Below are 25968 nucleotides of genomic sequence, written 5' to 3'. Positions count from 1 at the left end.
TCGTCGTCTCGGTGGCTCGAACGCTCATGCGCCGGCCTTCTCGGCACCAAGCCGGCGCTGCTGATGATCCAGCGCCGCCTTGATGAAGGATTTGAACAAGGGATGGCCTTCCCAGGGCGTCGACTTGAACTCGGGGTGGAACTGCACGCCCATGAACCACGGGTGCACCTCGCGCGGCAGTTCGACGATCTCGGTCAGCTTCTCGCGCTGCGTGATGGCCGAGACCACCAGGCCGGCGTTCTCCAGCTGATGGAGGTATTTCTCGTTCGCCTCGTAACGGTGGCGGTGGCGCTCGGTGACGACCGGCCCGTAGATGTCGTGCGCGAGCGTGCCGGGCTTCACGTCGGAGCTTTGCGCGCCCAAGCGCATCGTGCCGCCCAGGTCGGAGTGCTCGTCGCGGCGCTGGATCGAGCCGTCGGCGTCCTGCCATTCATCGATCAGTGCGATCACCGGGTGCTGCGCGTTGCTGTCGAATTCGGTGCTGTTGGCGCCCGTCAGTCCGGCCTTGTGGCGGGCGTATTCGATCGTGGCGACTTGCATGCCGAGGCAGATGCCCAGATAAGGCACCTGGTGCTCGCGGGCGTACTGCGCAGCCAGGATCTTGCCCTCGACGCCGCGCTTGCCGAAGCCTCCCGGCACCAGGATGGCGTCGAAGCGGGCCAGCTTGTCGACCGTCTGCGGCGACAGCTCTTCCGAGTCGACGTATTCGATCTTGATGCGCGCATGGTTGTGGATGCCGGCGTGGCGCAGCGCTTCGTTGAGCGACTTGTAGGAGTCGCTCAGGTCGACATATTTGCCGCACATCGCGATCGTCACGTCGTGCTTGGGGTGCTCGACCTCGTGCACCAGGCTGTCCCAGCGCGACAAATCGGCCGGCTTGGTCGACAGATGCAGCTTGGTGCAGATGAGCTGGTCGAGACCCTGCTCGTGCAGCATGCGCGGCACCTTGTAGATGGTGTCGGCGTCCCACACCGAGATCACGCCGTATTCGGGCACGTTGGTGAACAGCGAAATTTTTTCGCGTTCATCGTCGGGAATGCGGCGGTCGGCCCGGCACAGCAGCGCATCGGGCTGGATGCCGATCTCGCGCAGCTTCTGCACCGTGTGCTGGGTCGGCTTGGTCTTCAGCTCGCCGGCGGCGGCGATCCACGGCACGTAGGTGAGGTGGACGAACGCGGTGTTGTTGGGCCCGAGCTTCAGGCTCATCTGCCGCACCGCCTCGAGGAAGGGCAGCGATTCGATGTCGCCGACCGTGCCGCCGATCTCGACGATGGCCACGTCGACCGTGTCGGCCGAGCCGACACCGGCGCCACGGCGCACGTATTCCTGGATCTCGTTGGTGATGTGGGGAATCACCTGCACCGTCTTGCCGAGATAGTCGCCGCGCCGCTCTTTTTCGAGCACGCTCTTGTAGATCTGGCCGGTGGTGAAATTGTTCGAGCGCTTCATCTTGGTGGTGATGAACCGCTCGTAGTGGCCGAGGTCGAGGTCGGTCTCGGCGCCGTCGTCGGTCACGAAAACTTCACCGTGTTGAAACGGCGACATCGTGCCGGGGTCGACGTTGATGTAGGGGTCGAGCTTGATGAGGGTGACTTTGAGGCCGCGCGATTCGAGGATCGCAGCCAGCGAGGCCGAAGCGATGCCCTTGCCAAGGGAGGACACCACACCGCCAGTGACAAAGACAAACTTGGTCATTGCATGCAGCGCACGCTTTCGCGAACGCTGTGGTGGTAAAGAGGCATTATATCGGCGCCGCGGCGGCGCGCGGGGGCTTGCGTGGGCATAAGGCCCGCGCCGCCCTGCACTGATTTCAGGCGCACTCGAATGCCTTCAGCCAGGCGATCGTGGCCTGCACGGTTTCGGTCGGTTTCTCGAACGGGTAGAGGTGGCTGCCCTCGATCCAGGTGATGCGGTCGTGCGTCACCTGGCGCGTCGCCCGCAAACCCACCTGCTGTACTTCCTTCGACTGCGTGCCGGCGATGAAGGCGACCGGGCTTTTCAGCGGTTGGCGTCTCAACAGCCGGTGGATGTGGTGCGGCAGCGTGTTGTAGATGTCGGTCTCGACCTCGCGGCGGAAGCTCAGCGTGTGCTGGTCGCCGTGGGCCGGCTGCATGCCCGCGGCGATGTAGTCGCGCAACACCTCGGGGTGCCAGCGGGCGAAATTGGGCTTGCTCTGAAAGTGGGCCAGTGCCTCGTTGGCGTCGGTCCAGCTGGCGCGCCGCTGGCGCGAAATGCGCGCCGGGCCGACCTTGCCGATCCAGCCGGTCGCCTTGAACAGCTGCACGCCGCGCGCCTTGACCCCGTAGATCACCGGCGAGTCGAGCAACACCACACCGCGCACCAGCTCCGGCCGGTGGATCGCCACCAGCAGGCTCAAGAAGCCCCCCAGCGAATGGCCGACCAGAAACGCCGGGCCGTCGGGCACGTGGCGTTCGACGAAGTGCGCCAGCTGGTCGCGCAGGTGGGGCCAGTTGCTGGTGACCGGGTAGCGCGGGTCGTGCCCGAACTTGTCGATCGCGTGGACGTCGTAGCCGCCCTCGGTGAACTGATCGAACAGCAGCCGGTAGGTGCCGGCGGGGAAACCGTTTGCGTGCGAGAAAACCAGGGGGAGTTTGGTCGACATCGGCCGGAGACTCAGGAGGCTTGCTGGGGCGCGTTGACCTTGCGGATCGGGTTCAACTGCTCGTGCTGGCTGGGCGGCCGCAGCCCCGACTCCGACGAGGTTTCGTCCCACACCGGGTTGGGGATGGACTCGAACACCTCTCGCAGGCGCTGGCCCCAGCTGCTGCGGATCATGCGGAAATAGGGGTCGTGCTCGTCGATGTGCACGATACGCTGGGCATGCAGCGTATCGGCGTGGTAGATCAGCAGGTCGAGCGGCAGCCCGACCGACAGGTTGGACTTGAGCGTGGAGTCCATCGAGACCAGCGCGCACTTGGCCGCCTGGTCGAGCGGCGTGGAGCGGTTCACGACCCGGTCGATGATGGGCTTGCCGTACTTCGACTCGCCGATCTGGAAGTAGCACACGCCGTCCTCGCCGGCTTCGACGAAGTTGCCGGCCGCATAGACGTTGAACAGCCGCGTCGGCTCGCCCTTGATCTGCCCGCCGAAGATCAGGTTGAGGTTGAACTCGATGCCGAACTTGCGCAGCGAGTCGCCGTCGCGCTCGAAGACCTTGCGGATCGCGCTGCCGACGATGCGGGCGGCGTCGAACATGGTCTTGCAGTTCCAGATCGAGACCGGCCCGTCGTCGCATTCGAGCGTGTGCCCGTTGAGCAGCTGGCGCACGGCCTGCGTCAGCGCCAGGTTGCCGGCCGCCAGCAACACCATCACACGGTCGCCTTCCTTCTCGTAGACAGTCATCTTGCGGAAGGTGCTGATCTGGTCCAGCCCGGCGTTGGTGCGGGAGTCAGACAAGAACACCAGACCGCCATCAAGGCTCATCGCGACACAGTACGTCATGCGGATTTCCCCTGCAGGTCTTTGAGTCGGTACAAGGCGTCCAGCGCTTCGCGAGGCGACAGCGCGTCGGGTTGTATGGCCGCCAGCGCGGCCTCGACGGCCGAGGGCTCGCGGTCTTCGGCGGCCGCTGCCGGTGCCGGGGCGGCAAACAGGTCGATCTGCGCGTTGTGGGCGCGTTGCTGGGCTTCCAGCGCTTCCAGCGTGGCGCGCGCCTGGCGCACCAGCGGCGCCGGCATGCCGGCCAGCCGCGCCACCTGCACGCCATAGCTGCGGCTGGCCGGGCCGGGCTGGATCTCGTGCAGAAACACGATGTCGTCGCCCGACTCGGCGGCCGACACATGCACGTTGAGCGCCCGTGTGTGCTGGGCCGGGAATTCGGTCAGCTCGAAATAGTGGGTCGCGAACAGCGTGAACGAACGGTTCTTGTCGTGCAGATGGCTGGCGATGGCGCCGGCCAGCGCCAGGCCATCGAAGGTCGAGGTGCCGCGGCCGATCTCGTCCATCAGCACCAGCGAATGTTCGGTGGCGCTGTGGATGATGGCGGCGGCCTCGGTCATCTCCAGCATGAACGTCGATTGCGCATTCGCCAGATCGTCGGCCGCACCGATGCGGGTGTGGATGGCGTCGATCGGGCCGAGCCGGCAGCTCTTCGCCGGCACATAGGAGCCGATGGCAGCCAGCAGCACGATCAGCGCCACCTGGCGCATGAAGGTCGACTTGCCGCCCATGTTGGGGCCGGTGATGACCAGCATGCGGCGGTTGGCGTCGAGCCGGCAGTCGTTGGGCATGAAGGGCCCGCTGCTGGTTTCCTGCAGCCGCGCCTCGACCACCGGGTGGCGGCCCTGCTCGATCTCGATGCAGGGCTCCTTGGCAAAGTGCGGCCGGGTCCACCCCAGCGTCGCGGCGCGTTCGGCCAGTGCCGACAGCGCATCGAGGCCGGCCAGCGCGCGCGCCAGCGCGCCCAGTGCGGGCAGATGGGGCTGCAAGGCGTCGATCAGCTGTTCATAGAGGAACTTCTCGCGTGCCAGCGCGCGCTCCTGGGCCGACAAGGCCTTGTCCTCGAAGGCCTTCAGCTCGGGCGTGATGTAGCGCTCGGCGTTCTTCAGCGTCTGGCGGCGCTGGTAGTCGAGCGGCACCTTGTCGACCTGGCCCTGCGTCACCTCGATGTAGAAACCGTGCACCTTGTTGTACTGCACGCGCAGGTTGCCGATGCCGGTGCGCGCGCGCTCACGCGTCTCGAGGTCGATCAGGAAGGCGTCGCAGTTCTGGCTGATGGCGCGCAACTCGTCGAGTTCGGCGTCGAAGCCCGGCGCGATCACGCCGCCGTCGCGCACCAGCACGGCCGGCTCTTCGGCGACCGCGGCGGTGAGCAGCCGGGCGATCTCGGGGGGCGGCGTCAGCGCTTCGTGCAACTCGGCCAGCAGCGGCGTGGCCTGCGCCGGCAGGCTTTCGCGCAGCATCGGCAACACGGCCAGGGTCGCGCGCAGGCCGGTCAGCTCGCGCGGGCGCACCTGGCGCAGCGCGATGCGGGCGGCGATGCGCTCGACGTCGCTCACGTGCTTGAAGCTGTCGCGCAGGCGGTCGTGCCCATGTTCGAGGAAAGCGCCGACGGCCTCGTGGCGGCGCAACGCCGTGTGGCGGTCGCGCTGCGGGTAGGTCAGCCAGCGGCGCAGCGCGCGGCTGCCCATGCCGGTGCGGCAGGTGTCGAGCACCGACAGCAGTGTCGGGCTGTCGTCGCCGCGCAGCGTCTGGGTCAGTTCGAGGTTGCGCTGGGTCGCCGGCGGCAGTTCGAGCAGATCGCTCGCACGTTCGACGTTCAGCGTGGTGACGTGGGCCAGCGCCCGGCCCTGGGTGTGTTCGGCATAACAGAGCAGGGCCGAGGCTGCCGCTTGGGCGACGCTCAGGTCTTGCGCGTTGAAGCCGCCGAGGCCGGCGACGCGCAGTTGCTCGCACAGCTTGCGCAGCCCTAAAGCAGTGTCGAACTGCCAGCTCGGGCGCTTGGTCAGCGGCACGCGGGCCTGCCGCACGGCGTCGGGCAGGTCGTCGCGGCAGATCAGCAGTTCGGCGGCGTTCAGGCGTGTCAGCCAGGTGCCGAGTTCGCGCGACGAGCACTCGGTCAGGCCCAGCTGCCCCTGCGTCAGGCCGAGCCAGGCCAGGCCGTACGTGGCGCCTTGCCGGTGCAGCGCCACCAACAGCGTGTCGCGTTTGTCGGCCAGCAGCTCGGTGTCGGTGACAGTGCCGGGGGTGACCACGCGCACCACCTTGCGCTCGACCGGCCCTTGGCGGTGGCGACGTCGCCGACCTGCTCGGCCAGCGCGACGGCTTCGCCGAGCTTGATCAGCTTGGCCAGGTGCGACTCGACCGAGTGCACCGGCACGCCGGCCATCACCACTGGTTGCCCGCCCGACTGACCGCGCGTCGTGAGCGTGATGTCGAGCAGGCGGTTGGCCTTGACGGCGTCGTCGTAGAACAGCTCGTAGAAATCGCCCATCCGGTAGAAGACGAGCGTGTCCGGGAACTCGGCCTTGATGCGCAGGTATTGCGCCATCACCGGCGTGTGCTGGCTGAAGTCGGTCATGCGTGCACTGCTACCCGTCGTGTCGGGCGACTGAGCAGCGGAAGACAGGGCCGGGCTCGTCGTCATGGCAGGCGTCGACCGGCTCAGAGGCTGCTGTCCTCGTCCTTGGCGCCCGCCAGGTCGGCCTTGCGGATGCGCACGGGGCCCTTCTTCCTCGGCGCGTCGACGGCCGCAGCGGCGGGAGCTGCCTCGCCGCCTTCGGTCTTCGGCGCTTCGGTGGGGTGGGTGTCGTCGTCGACGTCCTTGATGACGCGGCTGAAGGGCGCCAGCATCTGCACCAGCTGGCCGTAGATGCGCGGTGTGGCGGCCACCACTTCGCGCTGGTTGAGGAAGTCGGACTCGCCGGTGAAGTTGCCGATCAGCCCACCGGCCTCGGTGATGATCAGCGAGCCGGCGGCGATGTCCCAGGGGTTGAGCCCGGTCTCGAAGAAGCCGTCGTAATAGCCGGCGGCGACGTAACACAGGTCGAGCGCCGCGGCGCCCGGGCGGCGCAGGCCCGCGCACGACTGCATCACGAGTTCGAACATCTTCATGTAGCGCTTGAAGTTGTCGCCCTTGCGGAAGGGAAACCCGGTGCCGATCAGCGCGTCGCCCATGCGGGTGCGCTTGGAGACGCGGATGCGCTTGTCGTTGAGGTAGGCGCCGCGGCCCTTGGACGCGTAGAACAAGTCGTTGCGCGCCGGGTCGTAGACCACCGCCTGCTGTACCTGGCCGCGAAACGCGAGGCCGATCGAGACCGCGTAGACCGGAAAGCCGTGGATGAAATTGGTGGTGCCGTCGAGCGGGTCGATGATCCAGACGAAATCGCTGTCCTTGGCGCCATGGGCCCGGCCCGATTCTTCGGCCAGGATGCCGTGGCCCGGGTAGGCCGTCAGCAGCGTCTCGATGATGATTTGTTCGGCCGCCTGGTCGACCTCGGTGACGAAGTCGTTGGGGGACGACTTGGTGCTGATGCGCAGCAGGTCCAGGTCCAGCGATGCCCGGTTGATGATGGCGCCGGCGGCGCGGGCGGCCTTGATGGCCGTGTTGAGCATCGGATGGAGCGCTTGGGACATGGGGCGATACCTACAGCAGGGGCGGGCGGACGACGGCGGGAGATTAAGAACGGTGCGAGAACGGGCGCGCGGCAGGCACGCGCACGAAGCGGGCACGGGGCCCTGCTCGCGAAAGATAATCGGCCATTCTATCCATCTGCCGGACCGGGCTGCCTGAATGAAACCAATCGCCGTGATCTGTTGCGTATCGAACTGCGCGCCGACGGGCGGCACGCCGACGAGCGGCATGCCGTGTGGCCCCACGGCATCTGGTGCGCCTTCGGCATGACGGCGCGCGACACGACCCGTTTCGTGCTGGTCAACACCAGCCACCCCGGCAACGTCGGCGCGACGGCCCGCGCAATGAAGGTGATGGGGTTCGGCGACCTGGTGCTGGTCGCGCCGCGTTTCCCCGACGTGCTGGTGCAGGAGGAAACCGTCGCGATGGCGAGCGGCGCGGCCGACATCCTGGTGCGCGCCCGCATCGTCGACACGCTGGCCGAGGCGCTCGACGGCGTCAGCTATGCGTGTGCCACCGCGATGACCCCGCGCGACTTCGGCCCGCCCACGCATGCGCCGCGGCCCTTGTTCGCGCAGCTGGCGGCATCGGCCCACCGGGTCGGCTTCGTGTTCGGCTCCGAGCGCTACGGCATGAGCAACGACGACGTCTACCGCTGCCATGCGGTGCTCAGCATCCCCACCGACCCGGCTTACGGCTCGCTCAACCTGGCGCAGGCGGTGCAGCTGATCGCCTACGACTGGCGCCAGGCGCTGGGCGGGTTCGGCGTCGAGCCGCGCACGCCGGACCGGCGGCTGGCCGACGTGCCGGCGGTGCAGGGTGTGTTGCAGCATTGGGCGCAGGCGCTGGTCGAGGTCGGCTTCCTCGACCCCGAGGCGCCCAAGAAGCTGATGCCGCGCCTGAACCAGCTGTTCAACCGGGCGCAGTTGAGCGAGGAAGAGGTGCACATCCTGCGGGGCATCGCCAAGGTGATGCAGAAGCAGAAAAGCCGCCCCCCGGAGCACTGAGGGCCTTTTCTGCCGCCCGGCAGGGCGTTGGGGCCGGACATTACACTGTGCAAGCTTCATTCCCGCCCATCTTTCCGAACATCGGTCGGCTTGCCATGTTGTTTGAGCACCTACGAGAGGACATCGCCTGCATCCTGGAGCGCGACCCCGCCGCGCGCTCGTCGTGGGAGGTGCTCACCTGTTACCCCGGCCTGCACGCGCTGCTGCTGCACCGTCGCGCCCACGCCTGCTGGCAGCGCGGCTGGCACTGGCTCGGGCGCTTCATTTCGCATCTGAACCGTTTCCTGACGGGCATCGAGATCCACCCGGGTGCCAAGATCGGCCGTCGCGTTTTCATCGATCACGGCATGGGTGTCGTCATCGGCGAGACCGCCGAGGTGGGTGACGGCTGCACCATCTACCAAGGTGTCACGCTCGGCGGCACCTCGCTGTACAAGGGCGTCAAGCGCCACCCGACGCTGGGCCGCGGTGTCATCGTGGGCGCCAATGCGCAGGTCTTGGGCGGCTTCACGGTCGGCGACGGGGCTCGCGTGGGGTCCAACGCGGTCGTGCTGCAGGCGGTGCCCCCGGGCGGCACGGCGGTGGGCAACCCGGCCCGGGTGCTGCACAAGGAGACCGACGCGGCCCGCGAGCAGGCGGCTGCCCGCATGGGGTTCTCGGCCTATGGCGTGACGCAGAGCGACGACCCGGTGTCGCAGGCCTTGCGCGGCCTGGTCGACAACGCGGCGAGCCAGGAACACCAGATCGCGCTGCTGTGGCAGGCACTGGAAAAGCTCTCTCGCGGCGTGAGCGGTGGGCTGCCGACCGACGCCCACACCACCGAGCACTTCGACGCGGAACGCATGAACCAGTTGGTCAAGTGAGGCGGGCAGGCCGGCCTTGCGGGTGGGCCGCGCGGCTCACGGCTCAGGGCTTGGGCGCCCGAACCGCCGATTTCGGCCGAAAAGCCTTGCACACCGACTCGTCGGTCTCGATGTAGGGCCCGCCGATCAGGTCGATGCAATAGGGCACCGCGGCAAAGATGCCGTGCACGACCGGGCGCCCCTGGTCGTCTTTCAGGCCTTCGAGCGTCTCGGCGATCGACTTGGGCTGCCCGGGCAGGTTGATGATGAGCGCCTGGCCGCGGATCACCGCGACCTGGCGCGACAGGATGGCCGTCGGCACGAACTGCAGGCTGATCTGGCGCATCTGCTCGCCGAAACCGGGCATCACCTTGTCGGCTACGGCCAGCGTCGCCTCGGGCGTGACGTCGCGCGGTGCAGGGCCGGTGCCGCCCGTGGTCAACACCAAATGACAGTGCGCCTGGTCGACCAGGTCGCGCAAGGTGGCGCTGATCACGTCCTGTTCGTCGGGGATCAGCCGGGCCTCCCAGCTGACCGGGTTGCGCACCGCGCGGGCGATCCATTGCTGCAGGGCCGGCACGCCCTTGTCTTCGTAGACGCCGCTCGACGCACGGTCGCTGATCGAGACGACGCCGATGCGCACCGGATCGAAATCACTCATCGGCATCGGCATCGGCATCGGCCTCCACCAGGAAGGGCTTGATGAACTGGAACAGCTCCCGGTAGGCGCGCCCGCTGCGCTGCTCGGGTATGGCGGCCGCATCCTTGCGGGCGGCCCGGATCAGGCTGCGCAGCTGCTGCACGTCGCAGTCCGGATGCTCGGCGGTCCAGCGGGTCACCGCGTCGTCGTCCGCGATCAGCTCGGTGCGCCATTGTTCGGCGCGGTGCAGCGCCAGCGTGTCCTTGGCGTGGCCCAGTTGCAGGGCCGCGATCGCTTCGCGGATCGGCTCCACCTCGGCCTGCCGCATCAGCTTGCCGATGTACTGCATTTGCCGGCGCCGGCCTTCGTGGGAGCGGGTGCGCTTGTACTGCAGCACGGCGTCACGCAGCGATTCGGAGATCTCGAGCCGTTCCAGCCGGTCGTCGGGCATCTCGGCGAGCGCCTCGCCCAGCGATTGCAGCTCGTGCGACGCTTTCTTGCGCTGGGTCTTGCTCGGGGTCTGCTCGCCGTTGTCGTCGGGGTCGAGGGGGTCGGGTTCGTGCACGCGGTGCTGCATACGGGCGGCGCGGGGCTGGGCGCGGAGATGAGAAGGGGGTCGTTATGATAAAACGCCCCCCGGAAGCCGCCCGTGAGGCACCTTGCTTCCGCTGCTGTCTTCAACCGAAACGTCAAGGCGACACCCCTACCATGCCCAACACCGACGCCACTTCAGCCCAGCACGGTTTTGCCTATGCACAAGACCAGTTCCGGCAACTGGTCGAGGACGCACTCGCCTTTGCCCGCGAGCAGGGGGCGACCGACGCGGCCGTCGAGGTGTCCGAGGGGGTGGGGCTGTCGGTCTCGGTGCGCAAGGGCGAACTCGAGAACGTCGAGCGCAACCGCGACAAGTCGCTCGGTGTAACCGTCTACCTCGGCCAGCGGCGGGGCAATGCCAGCACGTCGGACTTTTCGCGTGCAGCGCTCGAGCAGACCGTGCGCGCGGCGTACGACATCGCCCGGTTCACCGCCGAAGACCCGGCTGCCGGCCTGCCCGAAGAAGCCGATCTGGCGCTCGGTGAGGCCGCCACGCGCGACCTCGACCTGTTCTATCCCTGGGACATCGACGCCGAACGGGCGGCCGAGCTGGCGGTGCGCTGCGAAGCGGCGGCGCTCGAGACCGACCGCCGCATCACCAACTCCGAAGGCGCCGGCGTGTCGGCCCAGCAGTCGCACTTTTTCGCGGGCAACAGCCGCGGTTTTCGCGGGGGGTATGCCAGCTCACGGCATTCGCTGTCAGTCGCGCCGATTGCCGGCCGCGGGCAGGAGATGCAACGCGACGCCTGGTACAGCTCGATGCGGGACCCGGCCGAGCTGGCCGCGGCCGAGGCCGTCGGCCGCTATGCGGCGGAGCGCGCGCTGTCGCGCCTGAAGTCACGCAAGATCGCGACCTGCGAATGCCCGGTGTTGTTCGAGTCGACGCTCGCGGTGGGCCTGCTGGGCGGTTTCGTGCAGGCCACCAGCGGCGGGGCGCTGTACCGCAAGGCGAGCTTTCTGGTCGACAGTCTCGGCACCCAGGTGTTTCCCGAGCACATCGAGGTCGTCGAAGACCCGCACATTCCGAAGGGCAAGGGCAGCGCACCTTTCGACGACGAGGGGGCGGTGACACGCCCGCGTCATGTGGTGCGTGACGGCCGGGTGGAAGGCTATTTCCTGTCGAGCTACTCGGCGCGCAAGCTGGGCATGCGCACCACCGGGCACGCCGGCGGCTCTCAGAACCTGGAACTGCGCAGCCGTGCCACGCAGCCCGGCGACGACCTGGACGAGATGCTGCGCAAGCTGCACCGCGGCCTGTTCGTGATCGAGCTGATGGGGCAGGGCGTCAACTACGTGACCGGCGACTATTCGCGCGGCGCCGCGGGCTTCTGGGTGGAGAACGGCCGCATCGCCTACCCGGTCCACGAGATCACGATTGCAGGCAACCTGCGCGAGATGTGGCGCAACATCGTCGCGGTCGGTGCCGACGCCTACAACATGGGCTCCAAGACGGTCGGCTCGGTCTTGATCGAGAAGATGAAGATCGCCGGCTCGTGAGTCGGGCGGCTATCACGTCGTGCTGAACATCGACTGAGAACCGGGCACGCCGTACGTAGTATTGCGAACAGGATTGCCCCCGGTACGGCGGCCTCAGCCCGCTTCCTAGAATCGTCCTACGTTTGCCGCGGCCCATCGCGGGCGCGGTGCCTGGACTTTTCTTGCGAGGACTTCTCTCATGGAACGCCGTTCCTTCATTCGCCATGCCGGCATCGCCGGTGTGCTGAGCGCTGCCGCCGCGCCGGCGGTCGTGCAGGCGCAAGCCGCGCTGCGCTGGCGTCTCGCGTCGAGCTTCCCCAAGGCGCTCGACACCATCTATGGTGGCGCCGAGGTGTTTGCGAAAAAGGTCGCGGAGCTGAGCGGCGGCAAGTTCAACATCTCGGTCCATGCCGGCGGCGAATTGATGCCGCCGTTCGGCGTGGTCGACGGCGTGCAGAACGGCACCGTCGAGATGGCGCACACGGCTCCCTATTACTTCTTCGGCAAGGACGACACCTTCGCGATCGGCGGTGCCATTCCGTTCGGCCTCAACTCTCGCCAGATGACGGCGTGGATGATGGAGGGCAACGGCACCAAGCTGATGCGCGAGTTCTACGCCCAGTACAACATCATCAGCTTCTCGGGCGGCAACACCGGCGCGCAGATGGGCGGGTGGTTCCGCAAGAGCCTGGCGAGCCTGGCCGACATGAAGGGGCTGAAGTTCCGGGTCGGCGGCTTTGCCGGCAAGGTGATCGAGCGGCTGGGTGGCGTGCCGCAGAACATCCCTGGTGGCGAGATCTACCAGGCGCTCGAGAAGGGCACCATCGACGCCGCCGAATGGATCGGCCCGTATGACGACCAGAAGCTGGGCTTTGCCAAGGTGGCGCCGAACTATTACTACCCCGGGTGGTGGGAAGGCGGTCTGGAGTTGGCGTTCTACCTGAACACCAAGGCCTATGCGGGGCTGTCCGCCGAATACAAGGCCATCATCGAAGCGGCGTCGGCCTATGCCCACCTCGACATGCAGGCCAAGTACGACGCCCGCAACCCAGCAGCCCTGAAGCAGTTGGTGGCCCAGAAGGTGAAGCTGGCGCCGTTCCCGAAGGATCTCATGGACGCGGCGTTCAAAGAGTCGATGGCGCTCTATTCCGAGCTGTCGGCCAAGAACCCGAACTGGAAGAAGGTCTACACCGACTATGCCAACTTCCGGCGCGACCAGAACCTCTGGTTCCGCTTTACCGAGGCGCAGTTCGATCGCTACATGCAGGCGGCCAAGCTGTGAGCGCCGACGCAGGTTCCCGCGTCTCTAACGCCGCGTGCCTTGCAAACACCTGAACGCGAGCGAAGGGAAACCCCTGGGCGAAGGAGGGAAGCGCGGCTCCTAGAATCGCCAACGGTTTGACAGGCCAGTAGTCGCATCCCCTTCAGTTTCAGAGCGCAATAAGGAGAACCTCATGGAACGTCGTTCGTTCATCCGCACCACGGGCATCGCCGGTGTCTTGGCGGCCGGTGCTGCACCGGCGATCGTGCAGGCGCAGGCCAATGTGCGCTGGCGCCTCGCCTCCAGCTTCCCGAAGTCGCTGGACACGATTTATGGCGGGGCCGAGGTGTTCGCCAAGAAGGTCTCCGAGATGACGGGCGGCAAGTTCCAGATCTCGGTGCATGCCGGCGGTGAGCTGATGCCCCCGTTCGGCGTCGTCGACGGTGTGCAGAACGGCACCGTCGAGCTGTGCCACACGGTGCCTTACTACTTCTACGGCAAGGACCCGACCTTCGCGCTGGGAGCGGCCGTGCCGTTCGGCCTCAACTCGCGCCAGATGAGCGCGTGGATGTTCGAAGGCAACGGCCTCAAGCTGATGCGCGAGTTCTACGCGCAGTACAACTTCATCAACTTCCCCGGCGGCAACTCGGGCGCCCAGATGGCCGGCTGGTTCCGCAAGGAGATCAAAACGCTCGCCGACATGAAGGGCCTGAAGTTCCGCATCGGCGGCTTTGCCGGCAAGATCGTCGAGCGTCTGGGCGGCGTGCCGCAGAACATCCCCGGCGGCGAGCTGTACCAGGCGCTCGAAAAAGGCACCATCGACGCGGCCGAGTGGGTCGGCCCGTACGACGACCAGAAGCTCGGCTTCCACAAGGTGGCACCGTTCTACTACTACCCCGGCTGGTGGGAAGGCGGTCCGCAGATCGACTTCTTCATCAACACCAAGGCCTATGAAGGCCTGTCGGCCGAGTACAAGGCCATCGTCGAGTCCGCTTCCGCTTATGCGCACGTGGACATGCAGGCCAAGTACGACGCGCGCAACCCGGGCGCGCTGAAGCAGCTGGTGGCCCAGAAGGTGAAGCTGCTGCCGCTGCCCAAGGCGGTGATGGATGCAGCCTTCAAGGAATCGATGGCGGTGTACTCGGAGCTGTCGTCCAGCAATCCGAGCTGGAAGAAGGTGTACACCGACTTTGCCAACTTCCGGCGCGACCAGAACCTCTGGTTCCGTTTCACCGAGGCGCAGTTCGACCGCTACATGCAGTCGGCCAAGCTCTGATCGAGCGCCGCTCCGCCCCTCTCCGAAGCCCCGCGATGCGGGGCTTTTTTGTTGCCGGTCCGAGGTGCTTGCGCAAAGGGCGATACGGCGACGCGGGAAACTCCCTGTCAATGAGCTGAATGCCGCCTCCTAGAATCGCCCGACGTGCGCCGAGCGTAGCAGTCGACGGCGGGAATCCAACGTCGGAGAGGAGAGCAACATGCAGCGTCGTTCCTTCATCAAAAACGCGGGGGTTGCCGGTGCGATGGCGGCAGCCGCGGCCGGGCCGGGCCTCGTGCAGGCACAGGCAACGATACGGTGGCGGTGCGCGTCGAGTTTCCCCAAGGCCTTGGACACCATCTTCGGCGCCGCCGAGGTGTTCGCGAAGAAGGTCAGCGACATGAGCGGCGGCAGGTTCCAGATTTCGGTGCACGCCGGCGGTGAACTGATGCCGCCCTTCGGTGTGGTCGACGGGGTGCAGAACGGCACGGTCGAGATCGCGCACACCGCGCCGTACTACTTTTTCGGCAAGGACGAGACCTTTGCGATCGGCTGCGCCATCCCCTTCGGTTTGAACTCGCGGCAGATGACGGCGTGGATGTACGACGGCAATGGCTTGAAGCTGATGCGCGAGTTCTACGCGCAGTACAACATCGTCAACTTCCCCGGCGGCAACACCGGGGCGCAGATGGGTGGCTGGTACCGCCGCGAGATCAAAAGCCTGGCCGACATGAAGGGCCTGAAGATGCGCATCGGCGGTTTTGCCGGCCGCGTGCTCGAACGGCTCGGCTCGGTGCCGCAAAACATTCCGGGCGGTGAGATCTACCAGGCGCTCGAGAAGGGCACCATCGACGCAGCCGAATGGGTCGGCCCTTACGACGACCAGAAGCTGGGCTTCCACAAGGTGGCGCCGTTCTACCACTATCCCGGCTGGTGGGAAGGCGGGCCGCAGCTCGACTTGTTCATCAACAGCAAGGCCTACGAGAGCCTGTCCGCCGAATACAAGGCCATCGTCGAAGCCGCCTCGGCGTATGCGCATGTGGACATGCAGGCGAAATACGACGCCCGCAACCCGGCCGCGCTGAAGCAGCTGGTGGCCGGCAAGGCCAAGGTGCTGCCGCTGCCGAGGACGGTGCTGGACGCGGCCTTCAAGGAGGCGATGTCGCTCTATTCGGAGATCAGCGCCAAGAACAGCAACTGGAAGAAGGTGTACACCGACTACGCAAACTTCCGGCGTGACCAGAATCTGTGGTTCCGCTTCACCGAGGCGCAGTTCGACCGCTACATGCAGGCGTCGAAGCTCTGAGCGCCGCCTGCAACAAGAGACGTGCTGCTGCGGTGGCAGCACCGAAGCGAAGAAAGGCCCCGTGCGGGGCCTTTCGCTACTGCGGACGCTGCCGCCGCTACGGCTTCTTCTCGGCCTCGACGGCCTCCTGCGACGCCTTCATCGGGTCCTCTTCGACGGCCGGTGGCGATTGCGGCTCGGGAGCACCTTCGGGCGCGCTGGCCGGTGCTGCGCCGCTGTCCTCCAGGCCCTCCATCGACGGCTCGCCGTATCCACCGTCGGTGTTGGTCGGCATCTCGATGTTCACCTTGTCCAGGTCGATCTGCTCGGCCTTGTCGAGGCCGGACGACACGATGGCCGGGAACGCGATGATCAGGACGACCATCACCAGCTGGATCAGGACGAAAGGCACGGCGCCCCAGTAGATCTGCTGGATGGTCACCTTGGGTATCGGCTTGCGGGTGACGCGGTCGACGTAGTCGTCGGCCGGCGCCACGCTGCGCAGGTAGAACAGCGCGAAGCCGAACGGTGGGTGCATGAACGAGGTCTGCATGTTGACCGCGAGCAGCACGCCGAACCAGACCAGGTCGATGCCCAGCTTCGCGGCCACCGGGGCCAGCAGCGGCACCACGATGAAGGACAGTTCGAAGAAGTCGAGGAAGAAGGCGAGCAGGAAAATCAGCAGGTTGACCGCGATGAGAAAACCCAACGTGCCACCCGGCAGCTGCGTCAACAGATGCTCGACCCACTTGGGCCCGTCGACGCCCTGGAAGGTCAGGCCGAAGAGGGTGGCGCCGATCAGGATGAAGACCACGAAGGACGCCAGCTTGGTGGTGCTGGTCAGGGCCTGTACCAGCAGCTGGAAGTTCAGCCGTCGCCGCACCCAGGCCATCACCAGCGCCCCGGCGGCGCCCATCGCACCGCCTTCGGTCGGCGTCGCGATGCCCAGAAAGATGGTGCCCAGCACCAGGAAGATCAGCAGCAAGGGGGGGATCAGCACAAAGGTGACGCGCTCCGCCATGCGCGACAGCAGGCGCAGCCCGGTCAGCTTGTTGAGCAGGGCAATCACGAACGCGAGCAGCACGCCGAGCGACATCGACACGACGATGGTCTCGTCGGTCGCCACCGGCCGGGCCTGCACTTCGCCCTTCCACCAGCCGACGATCTCGGTGTAGTGCTGGCCGAAGGCGATTGCCAGGCCGACCGACAGGACCGTCAGCAGCAGCAGTGACAGCAGGCCGCTCTTGCCGTCGTCTTCCCGGATGGTGCGGGCTTCCGGCGGCAAGGCCGGTACCCAGGCGGGCCGCACGATCGCGATGACGACGACGAACAGCGCGTACATGCCGGTGAGCAGGAAGCCCGGCAGGAAGGCGCCTTTGTACATGTCGCCCACGCTGCGTCCGAGCTGGTCGGCCAGGATGATCAACACCAGCGACGGCGGGATGATCTGCGCCAGCGTTCCGGAGGCGGCGATCGTGCCGCTGGCGATGCGCCGGTCGTAGCCGTAGCGCAGCATGATGGGCAACGAGATCAGGCCCATCGAGATCACCGAGGCGGCTACCACGCCGGTGGTGGCGGCCAGCATCGCGCCCACCAGGATCACCGCGAAGGCGAGGCCGCCGCGGATCGGGCCGAACAGTTGCCCGATGGTGTCCAGCAGGTCTTCGGCCATGCCGGAGCGTTCCAGGATCAGCCCCATGAAGGTGAAGAACGGGATCGCCAGCAGCGTGTCGTTCTGCATGATGCCGTAGATGCGCAGCGGCAGGGCCTGCACCAGCGCCGCCGGCAGCACGCCCAGCTCGATGCCGATGAAGGCGAAGAACAGGCCGCAAGCACCGAGGCTGAAGGCGACCGGGAAGCCGATCAGCAAGAACACGATCAGCCCCGCGAACATGATGGGGGCCAGGTTGTCGACCAGAAATGCCATCGCGCTCGCCCCTCACGCCTGCCCGGCCCGGGCCTTTTGTTCCGCTTCGGCGCGGAGCGCCTCGACCAGGGCGGCCTCGGCCGAGGTGTCGTGGGGCTTGACGGTCGGATCGTCGATGCGGCCCTGCAGAAAGGCGACGCGCTTGATGAGTTCGGAAATGCCCTGCAGCAGCAGCAGCGCGAAGCCGGCCGGCATCATCGCGTAGACCGGCCAGCGGATCAGCCCCCCGGCATTGGACGACACTTCACCCGAGACATAAGCCTGTTGCACGAACGGCAGCGACAGCCACAGCACGACGCTGCACATCGGGATCAGGAACAGCGCAAAGCCGAACACGTCGATCCAGACCTGGCCCCGTTTGGACAGCCGCCCCGACAACACGTCGATGCGCACATGTTCGTGCTCCAGCAGGGTGTAGGCGGAGGCCAGCAGGAAGGACGCCGCGAACAGATACCACTGCACCTCGAGGTAGGCGTTCGAGCTGATGTTGAACACCTTGCGCACGATGGCGTTGATCGCACTGATCAGCGTGGACGCAAAGATCAGCCAGATCACCGACTTGCCGACCCGGCGGTTGAGCGCGTCGATGAGACCCGAAAGCCGAAGCAGCGCAGACATCGTGTCGTCTCCTCTGGTGCTTGGGGCGGCCCAGTCCGCGCGAGAGGGTCGCGCGCCGTGAACCACGCGAGGGTGAGGCAACCCTGAAGCATCGCCGAAAACCAGAGATCACAAGGGATGCCCCGGGGCGGGGGAGGGGCGGCCGGGGGGGGGCCGGCGGGAGGGGGCGCCGTGCAGGCAGGGGCAGGGCGCGGGGAAGCGGGGAGCGGGAGCCCAGCGCCGCTGGGCGCGGAGCCGCGGCGGCCGGCGGCCGCCGCAGGCGGCTCAGCCGCCGGTGGCCGCGCGGAACAAGCGCGTGCAGCGGCCGCCGGAACGGCAGAAGGCGAGAACCGGTTTGGGCAGGGTCTGCAGCAGTTCACCGAAGCGGGCGATCTCCTCGGGCGTCTGCACCGAGGGGTTGACCGGCAGGTGCACGTATTCGAGGCCGGCGGCGCGCGCGGCCGCCTCGATCTGGGCGCTGGTCGGTTGCTCCGCGCCGCCTTCGTGATCGGGGCGGTTGTTGATCACGCTTTTGAACCCCGCTTCTGCCGCCAGCTGCATCGCGGCGGGATCAAGTTGGGGTGCGACGCACAGGTCGGGGGACAGCTGCTGGATCGGCAGACTCATGGTGGCTCCTCGGGTGTTGTGCTTATCGGCTCAAGGCCTGCTTGACGGCGCTCGACACCTGGCCCATGTCGGCCTTGCCGGCCAGGCGAGTCTTGGCGGCGCCCATCACCTTGCCCATGTCGCCCGGGCCCGCAGCGCCGGTTTCGGCGACGATCTTGGCGACCTCTGCGGCGATCTCCTCCGGGCTCAGCCGCTGTGGCAGATAGCCTTCGAGCACCTTGATCTCGGCTGCTTCCTTGTCGGCCAGATCGCTCCGACCGGCCTGGCTGTATTGCGTGTAGGAGTCCTTGCGCTGCTTGATCAGCTTGTCGACGATCCCGATCACCGCGGCGTCGTCTAGTTCGACACGCTCGTCGACTTCTTTCTGTTTCAGCGCGGCGAGCAGCATGCGGATGGTCGACAGGCGGTCGGCGTCCTTGGCACGCATGGCCGTCTTCATGTCTTCGGTGATCTGGTTCTTGAGGCTCATGAGAATGTCGTTGTTGCCTGGGAGAAGAGTGGTCGATGGTACCGCGGGGCCTTTGTGGCGGTCCAGAAACAACAAAGCCCGCTCGGGCGTCCCCGGGCGGGCTGGTCGCTGGGCGCGGCCGCGCAGGGCGGGCCGGCTCGTTCAGGTCTGAACGGCGATCAGTACAACTTCTTCGGCAGCTGCATGCTGCGAACGCGCTTGTAGTGACGCTTCACCGCGGCTGCCTTCTTGCGCTTGCGCTCGGCGGTGGGCTTTTCGTAGAACTCGCGAGCACGCAGCTCGGTCAGCAGGCCCAGCTTTTCGATGGTGCGCTTGAAGCGACGCAGGGCGACGTCGAACGGCTCGTTTTCTTTGACGCGAATAGTAGTCATTGAGAGATCGGATCCTTCGGTATACGGTTGCGTCCGCCGCCAAGGCGCTGCACTTTCGGTGCCGCCGGCTGCCAACTGCTTGCAGCGCGGTTTCCGTGTAAGCTCGCCCAGGTGTACGGGCTGGGCTGTCAGCGGGTGCCTAGAGCTCGAGTGCTAGCGCAATGATGCGGACGCGGTTTGCCAGCAAAGACCGCGATTATAGCCACAGTTTTTGCATTTGCAAAAGGGGCCGGCAGGCGTCACGCCGCCCGCTGGGCGGCCAGGGCGCGCGCGCAGGCTGCCGCGCTGGCCCAGGCCCACTGGAAGTTGTAACCGCCGAGCCAGCCGGTCACGTCCACCACCTCCCCGATGAAATGCAGCCCTGGCACGCGGCGACTTTCCAGTGTCTGGGAGCTGAGTTCACGGGTGTCGACACCGCCCGCGGTCACTTCGGCCTTGCGGTAGCCCTCGGTACCGGACGGTGTCAGCGTCCAATGCTGCAGGCGGTGCGCCAATGCGTCGAGGTCCTTGTCCTTCACGTCCGCGATCGGCCGGCCGGCCAGCTCCGGTGCCTCGGCGAGCCACGCCTGCGCCAGGCGGTCGGGCAGGCGCGCCGCGAGTTCGGTGCCCACCTGCTTGCGCGAGCCCGTCTTGGCCGCGCGCAGCTGGGGCGCCAGGTCGAGTTGAGGTGTCAGGTCGATCTCCAGCGCCTGTCCGGGGCGCCAGAAGCTCGAGATCTGCAGCACGGCGGGGCCGCTCAGGCCGCGGTGGGTGAACAGCAGGTCTTCCAGGAATTCAGTGCGCGCCTTGCCGCCGCCGGCCGCGATGCGCACTTCGAGCGACACCCCGGCCAGCGCGGCATAGGGGGCCCATTGGGTGGCGTCGAAGGTCAGCGGGACCAGCGCCGGACGTGTCTCGACGATGCGGTGCCCGAACTGGCGTGCCAGGCGGTAGCCGAAATCGCTCGCGCCGATCTTCGGGATCGACAGACCCCCTGTGGCCACCACCACATGGCGGGTGGCGACAACGCCGGCCGAGGTGTCCAGCTCGAACCCTTGCGTCCCGTGGCGGACCGCTGCGACGCTGCACGGCTGCCAACGCGTCACGGCGCCTTGCTCGCATTCGCGCAACAGCATGGCGATGATCTCGTCGCTCGACTCGTCGCAGAACAACTGGCCCTTGTGCTTTTCGTGCCAACCAATGCGGTGGCGCTGCACGAGCGAGAGGAAGTCCTGTGGCGTGTAGCGTGCCAGCGCCGAGCGGCAGAAATGCGGGTTCTCGGACAGGAAGTTGGCCGGCGTGGCGTCGCGGTTGGTGAAGTTGCAGCGGCCGCCGCCGGAAATGCGGATCTTCTCGGCGACCTTCTCGGCATGGTCGATCACCAGCACCTTCAGGCCCGCCTGGCCGGCGATGCCGGCTGCGAACAACCCGGCGGCGCCGGCGCCGATGAAAACCGCGTCGAACTTCAGCATGGGGCGGCATTATCGGGCCGCTCCGAGCGCGGCCGCCCGCCGGTCTCGCTCACGGTTTCCAGGTGAACGGGAACTTGAGCTGCTTGAAGAAGCCGTTGGGCACGTAGTCGCCCAGTACGCCGTATTGCTCCGGCCACTCGCGGTCGGACTTGACGGCGGTGCCGAACAGGTAATCGAGGAAGGCGTAGTGGGCCGCGTAGTTCTTGTCGAGCGCCTCGGCGTCTTGCGAGTGGTGCCAATGGTGGAAGTTGGGCGTCACCAGCAGGTAGCGCAGCGGGCCGAGCCGCACGCTGACGTTGGCGTGGTTGAACACGGCCTGGAAGCCGACGATGACGATGTAGGTGTCGATCACTTCCTTCGAGAAGCCGAGCACGAAGATCGGCGCCAGCACCAGGGTGCGGGTCAGCAGCAGCTCGAGGATGTGCTGGCGTGAGCCGGCCATCCAGTCCATGCTTTTGACGCTGTGGTGCACCGCGTGCAGGCGCCACAGCGCCGGCACCTCGTGGTAGGCGCGGTGGGTCCAGTACTGCACGAGGTCGGCGACCAGCACGATCAGGAACAACGCCACCGGGAAGGGCAGTTGCTGCACATAGCCCTGCACGCCGTCCTTGACGGCCCAGCCGAACAGCCGGTGGACCAGCAAGTTCGTGGCCAGCAGCACGAAGCCGACCACCATGTGGTTGACGATGAAGTGGTGGAAGTCGGTTTGCCACTCGGGGCGGAACACCGGCTGCTCGCGGCGCAGCGGGAACAGCTTTTCGATGAAGACGAAGATCAGCGTCGAGCCGAGCAGGTCGAGGATGAACCAGTCGAGGCCGATGTAGGGCGTGTGGTCGGGGAAGTCGCCGACCGGCACCTTGTGCCCGCCCAGGGCCAGCGTCAGGCCCACCAGCGCGAAGGCGACGAACGACAGCCAGCGCACCCGGCCGAACGCCACGTTGAACAACGCGGTGGAGCCGGAGACCACCATCGCCCAATACATCACGGTGCGCAGCGTATCGACGTCGTAGGACTTGCGCAGCTGCGGTGTGGTCAGGTACTGCGGGAAGTGAAAGGCGAGCACGCCGAGGAAGCACAGGATGGCCAGCGTCAGCGCTACCACACCCGACACCATGCCGGTGCCGCGGCGCAGCGAGCCGTGCGACTCGCTGAGTTGATTGAGTTTGTCCAGCATCTGTGCGTCCCCACGGCCCACCTCGGGCCCGCGTGTGCCGCGGTCGGGTGGCGCCGTCCCTCGTTCATCTGTTTTCGATCTGCTGCGATTATGCGAGTTGTGGCAGGTATGAAACCGATCGCTCCCTAGAATGGGGGATCTGCCTGCCGGCGCTGATCGGATGACCTCCGTGCCACGCACTCCGGTCGAGCGCCTTCGGGCGGCCCAGCAGCGCTCATCCCGGGCGCCGCGCCAACCGTCGTACCCCCCATGTCCAGTCCTGCAAGCGAGCGAGCGGCTCGCGGCGCGCCTTCCTTGCGCGCCGCGCGGTGGGCCACCCGCACCCAGTTCTTCTGTACCGGCTTTCTGTTCGCCACCTGGGGCGTGCACATTCCCACCGTGCGGGCCCATTACGAGATCAGCGAGGCCGCGCTGGGCATGGCGATGCTGGCGGCCGGCGTCGGCGCGTTGCTGGGGCTGTCCCGCGCCGGCGCGTTGATCGGACGCCATGGGCCGAAGGCGGTCGCCTGGGTCTGCGGCCTGGTCTCGACCGCCGCGATCGCCGCGCTGCTGAGCCTGCCCGGGTACGCCGCCTTGCTCGCGGTGCTGGCCGTGTTCGGTGTCGCCAGCGGCATCTTCGACGTCGCCATCAATGCCGAAGCCTCGGAGCTGGAGCGCCGCGAAGGCGTGCCGCTGATGAGCGGCTTTCATGCGATGTTCAGCTTGGGGGGCATGGCGGGCGCGGGTTTGGGCAGCCTGTTGCTCGGCTGGCAGGTGACGCCGCAAACGCATCTGGTCGGGCTGTCGGCGTTGACCGCGGTGGCGGTCTGGCTGGCCTGTTTGCAGATGCTGCCGCCCGAGGCGCCGGTCGAGGCCTCGACACCGTTCCGTCTGCCGCGCGGCGCCTTGCTGCTGCTGGGGCTGCTGGCGGCGCTGGGGTTGGTTGCGGAAGGCGCGATGTACGACTGGAGCGTGCTCTACATGCAGAAGGAACTCGGCAGCCCGCAAGACCAGGCGGCGCTCGCCTATGCGAGCTTCTCGGCCGCGATGGCGGCGGCCCGTTTCGGCGGTGACCGGGTGCGCGCGCGCTACGCCGCCGCACCGTTGACCATCGCCAGCGCGGCGCTCGCGGCGGTGGCCATGGCCGTGGTGCTCGTCGTGGGCGACCCCGTCGTGGCGTTGATCGGCTTTGCGCTGGTCGGCGTCGGGTTCGGCAACATCGTCCCGGTGCTGTTCAGCGCCGCCGCCCGGGTGCCGGGCACCTCGCCGGCGCACGGCATTGCGGCGGTGTCGTCGGTGGGCTACGTCGGCTTCATGGCCGGCCCGCCCTTGATCGGGGTGCTGGCGCAGCAGTCGTCGCTCACCGCCGCCTTGTTCGTGGTGGTGGTGTTCGCGGCGGTGCTGGCGTTGGGCGCGCGCGCCGCGCTCGGTCGCGCCGGCTGAGGGCGCAAGCCTGCTAAGGAGCAAAGATGAGTTGGGATGCCTGGTGGGCATTTTTCTTCGCGGTGTGGGTCATCGCGCTGTCGCCGGGCGCGGGGGCGGTGCTGTCGATGAGCCACGGGCTCTCGTACGGCCTGGCGCGCGCCAGCGTCACGATCCTCGGGCTGCAGGTGGGGCTGCTGTTCGTGTTGGGGGTCGCCGGGGCCGGGCTGGGCGCGCTGCTGGTGGCATCGGAAACCGCCTTCACCGTCGTCAAGGTGGTCGGCGCGCTCTACCTGCTATGGCTGGGCCTGCAGCAATGGCGGGCCCCTGCGGTGGCGCGTACCGGTGCGGTGGCCGCCGCGCCTCTGTCGGCGCGCCGGCGTTTTCTCACCGGGGTGCTGACCAATGCCACCAACCCCAAGGGCATCCTGTTCACGGTGGCGGTGCTGCCGCAGTTCATCGACCCGGCACGCCCGCCCGCGCTGCAGCTTGCGATCATGGGCGCGACGATGACCTGTGTCGACCTGATCGTGATGCACAGCTACGCCGGCTTGGCGGCGCACCTGCAGCGCTGGCTGCGCAGCGCAAGGGCGCAGCGCTGGCAGAACCGCTTCTTCGGCGGCGTGCTGATGGCCGTCGGCGCGGCGCTGTTTTTCGTCAGGCGGCAGCCGCATTGAGCGGCTGGGGCTGCTGGCCTTGGGCGGCGGCCAGCCCGCGCAGCACATCGCCGACGACGATGATCGCCGGGCTGCCCAGGCCTTCGGACTCGATCAGGTGGGTGAGCCCGCCCAAGGTGCCGACCGCGTGGCGCTGGGCGGGCAGGCTGGCGTGCTGCACCACCGCCAGCGGCGTGTGCGGCGGCAACGCCGACAGCAGGCCGGCCTGCAACTGCCCGGCCTGCGACACCCCCATGTAGATCACCAGCGTGAAGCCTTGCGCCGCGGTGGCCGACAGCTGGGCCCAGTCGAGCTGCGCGTCGGCGCCTTTCGCATGCCCGGTGACGAAGATCACGCCGTGTGCATGGTCGCGGTGTGTCAGCGGCACGCCGAGGCTGGTGGCGGCGGCCAGGCCTGAGGTGATGCCGTTGATCACGTCCACCTCCAAGCCGGCGGCGCGCAGGTGTTCGCGCTCTTCGCCGCCGCGGCCGAACACGAACGGGTCGCCGCCTTTGAGGCGCACCACCTGTTCGCCCTTTTGCGCTTCGCTTTGCATCAGTCGTTCGATGAAAGCCTGCGGCGTGCTGGCGCAGCCCCCACGCTTGCCGACGTAAACGATGCGCGCCGAGCGGCGCGCATAGCGCAGCACGCCTTCGCCCACCAAGTCGTCGACCAGCAGCACGGTGGCGCGGCGGATCGCCTTGATCGCCTTGACGGTCAGCAGTTCGGGGTCACCGGGGCCGGCGCCGACGAGGGTCACGGTGGGACGGTGCGAAACGGGGGCAGGGGTGTCAGGCAGTACGTTCATCGAGGACGGGCGGAACAGGTGGGGCTGCAGGAACGCCGCCCGTGACGGGCAGGCGCCGCAGTGCTTGCAAGATGCATTCCACTTGTTGCAGCAAGGCGGGCGGCGCCGGCTTCTCACCGCTGACCACCCCCTGGATGTAGACCGCCGTCGTCGCCGCGTCGCATTCGCGCGGCAGGATCGGCAGCTCCGCCAGCACACCTTCGCGGGCGGCCACGCTCAAGCCGGGTTGGCTCACACCGCCGAGGAACACTTCGATGCGCGGCGTGCGCCGCGGGTCTGCCACCGGCTCGCCTTCGGTGCCGCGCATCAGCAGGGCATTGGCGTGGGTCTGCTGCAGGAACTGGTTCAGCGTGACACCGTATTCCGGATGGGTGTAGTTGACGACGCGCAGGCCGGCACCCGGCGTGCACGGATCGAGCAGCTTGGCGACCGTATGGCCCGGGTTGCGCAGGCCGATCTGCCAGCGGGCGTCGAGCAGGTGGGCGAGCGGCGGGCACAACACCTCGGTCCGGATGAACACCGGCTCGCGGCGCTGCCACGCGCGCTGGATGCCGGCCTCGTCCTGGGCGATCGGCAGCCCCAGCACCTGGAAAATCTCGGCCGTGGTGACCCGACCCGGGTCGTCCGGCACCCCGTGCACCAAGACGGGGACACCTTCCTGGGCCAGCAGCAAGGCCAGCAGCGGCGTCAGGTTGGGCAGCCGGCGGGCACCGTTGTACGAGGGGAGCACCAACGTGGGGCGGCTGCACGCCACCGGGATGCAGCGCTCGGTCGTCGCCGCGAGAAAGCCGTCCAGTTCGTCGAGCGACTCACCTTTGATGCGCATGGCGACCGCGAAGGCGCCGATCTCGAGGTCGGTGACGCGGCGGTCGAGCACCTGGCACATCAGGTCGTAGGCCTGGTCCCGGGAAATCGGACGCGCGCCGTCCTTGCCGCGGCCGATCACCTTGATGTACGGGGCGATGCTCATAGGTCTCCTTGTCGTGTGGCGGGCTCGCGCATGTCGGTGCGCGTCGTCCGCAATTCTCAGGCCA

General features: G+C 67.3%; 23 protein-coding genes and 1 pseudogene. 8 read left to right on the top strand and 16 right to left on the bottom strand.

The window, feature by feature from the left end:
* Positions 1-24: 24 nt before the first annotated feature.
* The 5 genes and pseudogenes from AAW51_RS16365 to AAW51_RS16345 all read right to left on the bottom strand — a co-directional run bounded on the left by AAW51_RS16365 (position 25) and on the right by AAW51_RS16345 (position 7095).
* Positions 25-1695 (bottom strand): CTP synthase, encoded by a 1671-nt coding sequence (locus tag AAW51_RS16365; RefSeq protein ID WP_047195452.1) that lies wholly within the window; start codon positions 1693-1695, stop codon positions 25-27.
* A gap of 115 nt (positions 1696-1810) precedes the next feature.
* The gene (locus AAW51_RS16360) at positions 1811-2623 is read right to left on the bottom strand and encodes an alpha/beta fold hydrolase (protein WP_047195451.1); all 813 of its coding nucleotides are present in this window, start codon (positions 2621-2623) and stop codon (positions 1811-1813) included.
* Positions 2624-2634: 11 nt separating this feature from the next.
* Positions 2635-3462, bottom strand: coding sequence for a proteasome-type protease (locus tag AAW51_RS16355; protein ID WP_047195450.1), 828 nt, complete (start codon positions 3460-3462; stop codon positions 2635-2637).
* A pseudogene (gene mutS, locus AAW51_RS16350) lies at positions 3459-6040 on the bottom strand (DNA mismatch repair protein MutS). The gene AAW51_RS16355 and the pseudogene mutS overlap by 4 nt, the downstream one beginning before the upstream one ends.
* An 83-nt stretch (positions 6041-6123) precedes the next feature.
* Positions 6124-7095 (bottom strand): inositol monophosphatase family protein, encoded by a 972-nt coding sequence (locus AAW51_RS16345; RefSeq protein ID WP_047195449.1) that lies wholly within the window; start codon positions 7093-7095, stop codon positions 6124-6126.
* Between the two features lie 264 nt (positions 7096-7359).
* On the opposite strand from AAW51_RS16345, the gene AAW51_RS16340 reads away from it, so the two are divergent.
* Together AAW51_RS16340 and cysE are read left to right on the top strand one after the other, a co-directional pair.
* Positions 7360-8100, top strand: coding sequence for an RNA methyltransferase (locus AAW51_RS16340; protein ID WP_047197920.1), 741 nt, complete (start codon positions 7360-7362; stop codon positions 8098-8100).
* Between the two features lie 98 nt (positions 8101-8198).
* Positions 8199-8963: a serine O-acetyltransferase gene (cysE, locus tag AAW51_RS16335; protein ID WP_047197919.1), complete on the top strand. Its 765-nt coding sequence runs from the start codon at positions 8199-8201 to the stop codon at positions 8961-8963.
* Between the two features lie 43 nt (positions 8964-9006).
* On the opposite strand, the gene mog is transcribed toward cysE, so the two are convergent.
* Both mog and yjgA read right to left on the bottom strand, forming a co-directional pair.
* Positions 9007-9609, bottom strand: a complete 603-nt coding sequence (mog, locus tag AAW51_RS16330; RefSeq protein ID WP_417903623.1) for a molybdopterin adenylyltransferase — start codon at positions 9607-9609, stop codon at positions 9007-9009.
* Positions 9596-10147 carry a ribosome biogenesis factor YjgA gene (gene yjgA / locus AAW51_RS16325; RefSeq protein ID WP_238947611.1) on the bottom strand — a complete coding sequence of 184 codons (552 nt, stop codon included), beginning with the start codon at positions 10145-10147 and terminating at the stop codon, positions 9596-9598. Before yjgA ends, mog begins: the two co-directional genes overlap by 14 nt.
* A gap of 143 nt (positions 10148-10290) precedes the next feature.
* Here yjgA and pmbA point away from each other — a divergent pair, with 143 nt between their 5' ends.
* The 4 genes from pmbA to AAW51_RS16305 all read left to right on the top strand — a co-directional run bounded on the left by pmbA (position 10291) and on the right by AAW51_RS16305 (position 15474).
* A complete protein-coding gene (pmbA, locus tag AAW51_RS16320) occupies positions 10291-11673 on the top strand; it encodes a metalloprotease PmbA (RefSeq protein ID WP_047195446.1) in 1383 nt (460 codons plus the stop codon).
* Between the two features lie 178 nt (positions 11674-11851).
* Positions 11852-12934: a TRAP transporter substrate-binding protein gene (locus AAW51_RS16315; RefSeq protein WP_047195445.1), complete on the top strand. Its 1083-nt coding sequence runs from the start codon at positions 11852-11854 to the stop codon at positions 12932-12934.
* A gap of 172 nt (positions 12935-13106) precedes the next feature.
* Positions 13107-14189, top strand: a complete 1083-nt coding sequence (locus AAW51_RS16310) for a TRAP transporter substrate-binding protein (protein WP_047195444.1) — start codon at positions 13107-13109, stop codon at positions 14187-14189.
* Positions 14190-14388: 199 nt separating this feature from the next.
* Positions 14389-15474: a TRAP transporter substrate-binding protein gene (locus AAW51_RS16305; RefSeq protein WP_047195443.1), complete on the top strand. Its 1086-nt coding sequence runs from the start codon at positions 14389-14391 to the stop codon at positions 15472-15474.
* A gap of 97 nt (positions 15475-15571) precedes the next feature.
* Here AAW51_RS16305 and AAW51_RS16300 read toward each other — a convergent pair whose 3' ends face one another.
* From AAW51_RS16300 to AAW51_RS16270, 7 genes are all read right to left on the bottom strand, one after another.
* Positions 15572-17380, bottom strand: a complete 1809-nt coding sequence (locus AAW51_RS16300) for a TRAP transporter large permease (protein ID WP_047195442.1) — start codon at positions 17378-17380, stop codon at positions 15572-15574.
* 12 nt (positions 17381-17392) lie between these two features.
* The gene (locus AAW51_RS16295) at positions 17393-17998 is read right to left on the bottom strand and encodes a TRAP transporter small permease subunit (protein WP_047195441.1); all 606 of its coding nucleotides are present in this window, start codon (positions 17996-17998) and stop codon (positions 17393-17395) included.
* 264 nt (positions 17999-18262) lie between these two features.
* Positions 18263-18604, bottom strand: a complete 342-nt coding sequence (locus AAW51_RS16290) for a protein tyrosine phosphatase family protein (protein ID WP_047195440.1) — start codon at positions 18602-18604, stop codon at positions 18263-18265.
* 22 nt (positions 18605-18626) lie between these two features.
* Positions 18627-19073 (bottom strand): GatB/YqeY domain-containing protein, encoded by a 447-nt coding sequence (locus tag AAW51_RS16285; RefSeq protein WP_047195439.1) that lies wholly within the window; start codon positions 19071-19073, stop codon positions 18627-18629.
* Positions 19074-19231: 158 nt separating this feature from the next.
* Positions 19232-19444, bottom strand: coding sequence for a 30S ribosomal protein S21 (gene rpsU / locus AAW51_RS16280; protein WP_012346814.1), 213 nt, complete (start codon positions 19442-19444; stop codon positions 19232-19234).
* A 239-nt stretch (positions 19445-19683) separates the two neighbouring features.
* Positions 19684-20895, bottom strand: coding sequence for a BaiN/RdsA family NAD(P)/FAD-dependent oxidoreductase (locus AAW51_RS16275; protein ID WP_047195438.1), 1212 nt, complete (start codon positions 20893-20895; stop codon positions 19684-19686).
* Between the two features lie 49 nt (positions 20896-20944).
* A complete protein-coding gene (locus tag AAW51_RS16270; RefSeq protein WP_047195437.1) occupies positions 20945-22069 on the bottom strand; it encodes a sterol desaturase family protein in 1125 nt (374 codons plus the stop codon).
* A 249-nt stretch (positions 22070-22318) separates the two neighbouring features.
* Here AAW51_RS16270 and AAW51_RS16265 point away from each other — a divergent pair, with 249 nt between their 5' ends.
* Both AAW51_RS16265 and AAW51_RS16260 read left to right on the top strand, forming a co-directional pair.
* Positions 22319-23491, top strand: coding sequence for an MFS transporter (locus AAW51_RS16265; RefSeq protein WP_047195436.1), 1173 nt, complete (start codon positions 22319-22321; stop codon positions 23489-23491).
* A 26-nt stretch (positions 23492-23517) separates the two neighbouring features.
* Positions 23518-24147, top strand: a complete 630-nt coding sequence (locus tag AAW51_RS16260; protein ID WP_047195435.1) for a LysE family transporter — start codon at positions 23518-23520, stop codon at positions 24145-24147.
* Here the strand turns inward: AAW51_RS16260 and cobA are convergent.
* Together cobA and ybiB are read right to left on the bottom strand one after the other, a co-directional pair.
* Positions 24128-24934, bottom strand: coding sequence for a uroporphyrinogen-III C-methyltransferase (gene cobA / locus AAW51_RS16255; RefSeq protein ID WP_047195434.1), 807 nt, complete (start codon positions 24932-24934; stop codon positions 24128-24130). The genes AAW51_RS16260 and cobA overlap by 20 nt on opposite strands.
* The gene (ybiB, locus tag AAW51_RS16250; RefSeq protein WP_047195433.1) at positions 24918-25904 is read right to left on the bottom strand and encodes a DNA-binding protein YbiB; all 987 of its coding nucleotides are present in this window, start codon (positions 25902-25904) and stop codon (positions 24918-24920) included. Before ybiB ends, cobA begins: the two co-directional genes overlap by 17 nt.
* Positions 25905-25968 lie beyond the last annotated feature (64 nt).

The sequence above is a fragment of the Caldimonas brevitalea genome (genome assembly GCF_001017435.1).
Classification (GTDB): domain Bacteria; phylum Pseudomonadota; class Gammaproteobacteria; order Burkholderiales; family Burkholderiaceae_C; genus Caldimonas; species Caldimonas brevitalea.
The sequence above is the reverse complement of the archived record's forward strand: the minus strand, read 5'-3'. Positions and strand labels throughout refer to the sequence as shown.

Bases quoted from the DNA above. Each gene is read 5' to 3' on its own strand.
- AAW51_RS16365 (WP_047195452.1), bottom strand. From the start codon at position 1,695: ATGACCAAGTTTGTCTTTGTCACTGGCGGTGTGGTGTCCTCCCTTGGC.
- AAW51_RS16360 (WP_047195451.1), bottom strand. From the start codon at position 2,623: ATGTCGACCAAACTCCCCCTGGTTTTCTCGCACGCAAACGGTTTCCCC.
- AAW51_RS16355 (WP_047195450.1), bottom strand. From the start codon at position 3,462: ATGACGTACTGTGTCGCGATGAGCCTTGATGGCGGTCTGGTGTTCTTG.
- AAW51_RS16345 (WP_047195449.1), bottom strand. From the start codon at position 7,095: ATGTCCCAAGCGCTCCATCCGATGCTCAACACGGCCATCAAGGCCGCC.
- AAW51_RS16340 (WP_047197920.1), top strand. From the start codon at position 7,360: ATGACGGCGCGCGACACGACCCGTTTCGTGCTGGTCAACACCAGCCAC.
- mog (WP_417903623.1), bottom strand. From the start codon at position 9,609: ATGCCGATGAGTGATTTCGATCCGGTGCGCATCGGCGTCGTCTCGATC.
- pmbA (WP_047195446.1), top strand. From the start codon at position 10,291: ATGCCCAACACCGACGCCACTTCAGCCCAGCACGGTTTTGCCTATGCA.
- AAW51_RS16315 (WP_047195445.1), top strand. From the start codon at position 11,852: ATGGAACGCCGTTCCTTCATTCGCCATGCCGGCATCGCCGGTGTGCTG.
- AAW51_RS16310 (WP_047195444.1), top strand. From the start codon at position 13,107: ATGGAACGTCGTTCGTTCATCCGCACCACGGGCATCGCCGGTGTCTTG.
- AAW51_RS16305 (WP_047195443.1), top strand. From the start codon at position 14,389: ATGCAGCGTCGTTCCTTCATCAAAAACGCGGGGGTTGCCGGTGCGATG.
- AAW51_RS16300 (WP_047195442.1), bottom strand. From the start codon at position 17,380: ATGGCATTTCTGGTCGACAACCTGGCCCCCATCATGTTCGCGGGGCTG.
- AAW51_RS16295 (WP_047195441.1), bottom strand. From the start codon at position 17,998: ATGTCTGCGCTGCTTCGGCTTTCGGGTCTCATCGACGCGCTCAACCGC.
- AAW51_RS16290 (WP_047195440.1), bottom strand. From the start codon at position 18,604: ATGAGTCTGCCGATCCAGCAGCTGTCCCCCGACCTGTGCGTCGCACCC.
- AAW51_RS16285 (WP_047195439.1), bottom strand. From the start codon at position 19,073: ATGAGCCTCAAGAACCAGATCACCGAAGACATGAAGACGGCCATGCGT.
- rpsU (WP_012346814.1), bottom strand. From the start codon at position 19,444: ATGACTACTATTCGCGTCAAAGAAAACGAGCCGTTCGACGTCGCCCTG.
- AAW51_RS16275 (WP_047195438.1), bottom strand. From the start codon at position 20,895: ATGCTGAAGTTCGACGCGGTTTTCATCGGCGCCGGCGCCGCCGGGTTG.
- AAW51_RS16270 (WP_047195437.1), bottom strand. From the start codon at position 22,069: ATGCTGGACAAACTCAATCAACTCAGCGAGTCGCACGGCTCGCTGCGC.
- AAW51_RS16265 (WP_047195436.1), top strand. From the start codon at position 22,319: ATGTCCAGTCCTGCAAGCGAGCGAGCGGCTCGCGGCGCGCCTTCCTTG.
- AAW51_RS16260 (WP_047195435.1), top strand. From the start codon at position 23,518: ATGAGTTGGGATGCCTGGTGGGCATTTTTCTTCGCGGTGTGGGTCATC.
- cobA (WP_047195434.1), bottom strand. From the start codon at position 24,934: ATGAACGTACTGCCTGACACCCCTGCCCCCGTTTCGCACCGTCCCACC.
- ybiB (WP_047195433.1), bottom strand. From the start codon at position 25,904: ATGAGCATCGCCCCGTACATCAAGGTGATCGGCCGCGGCAAGGACGGC.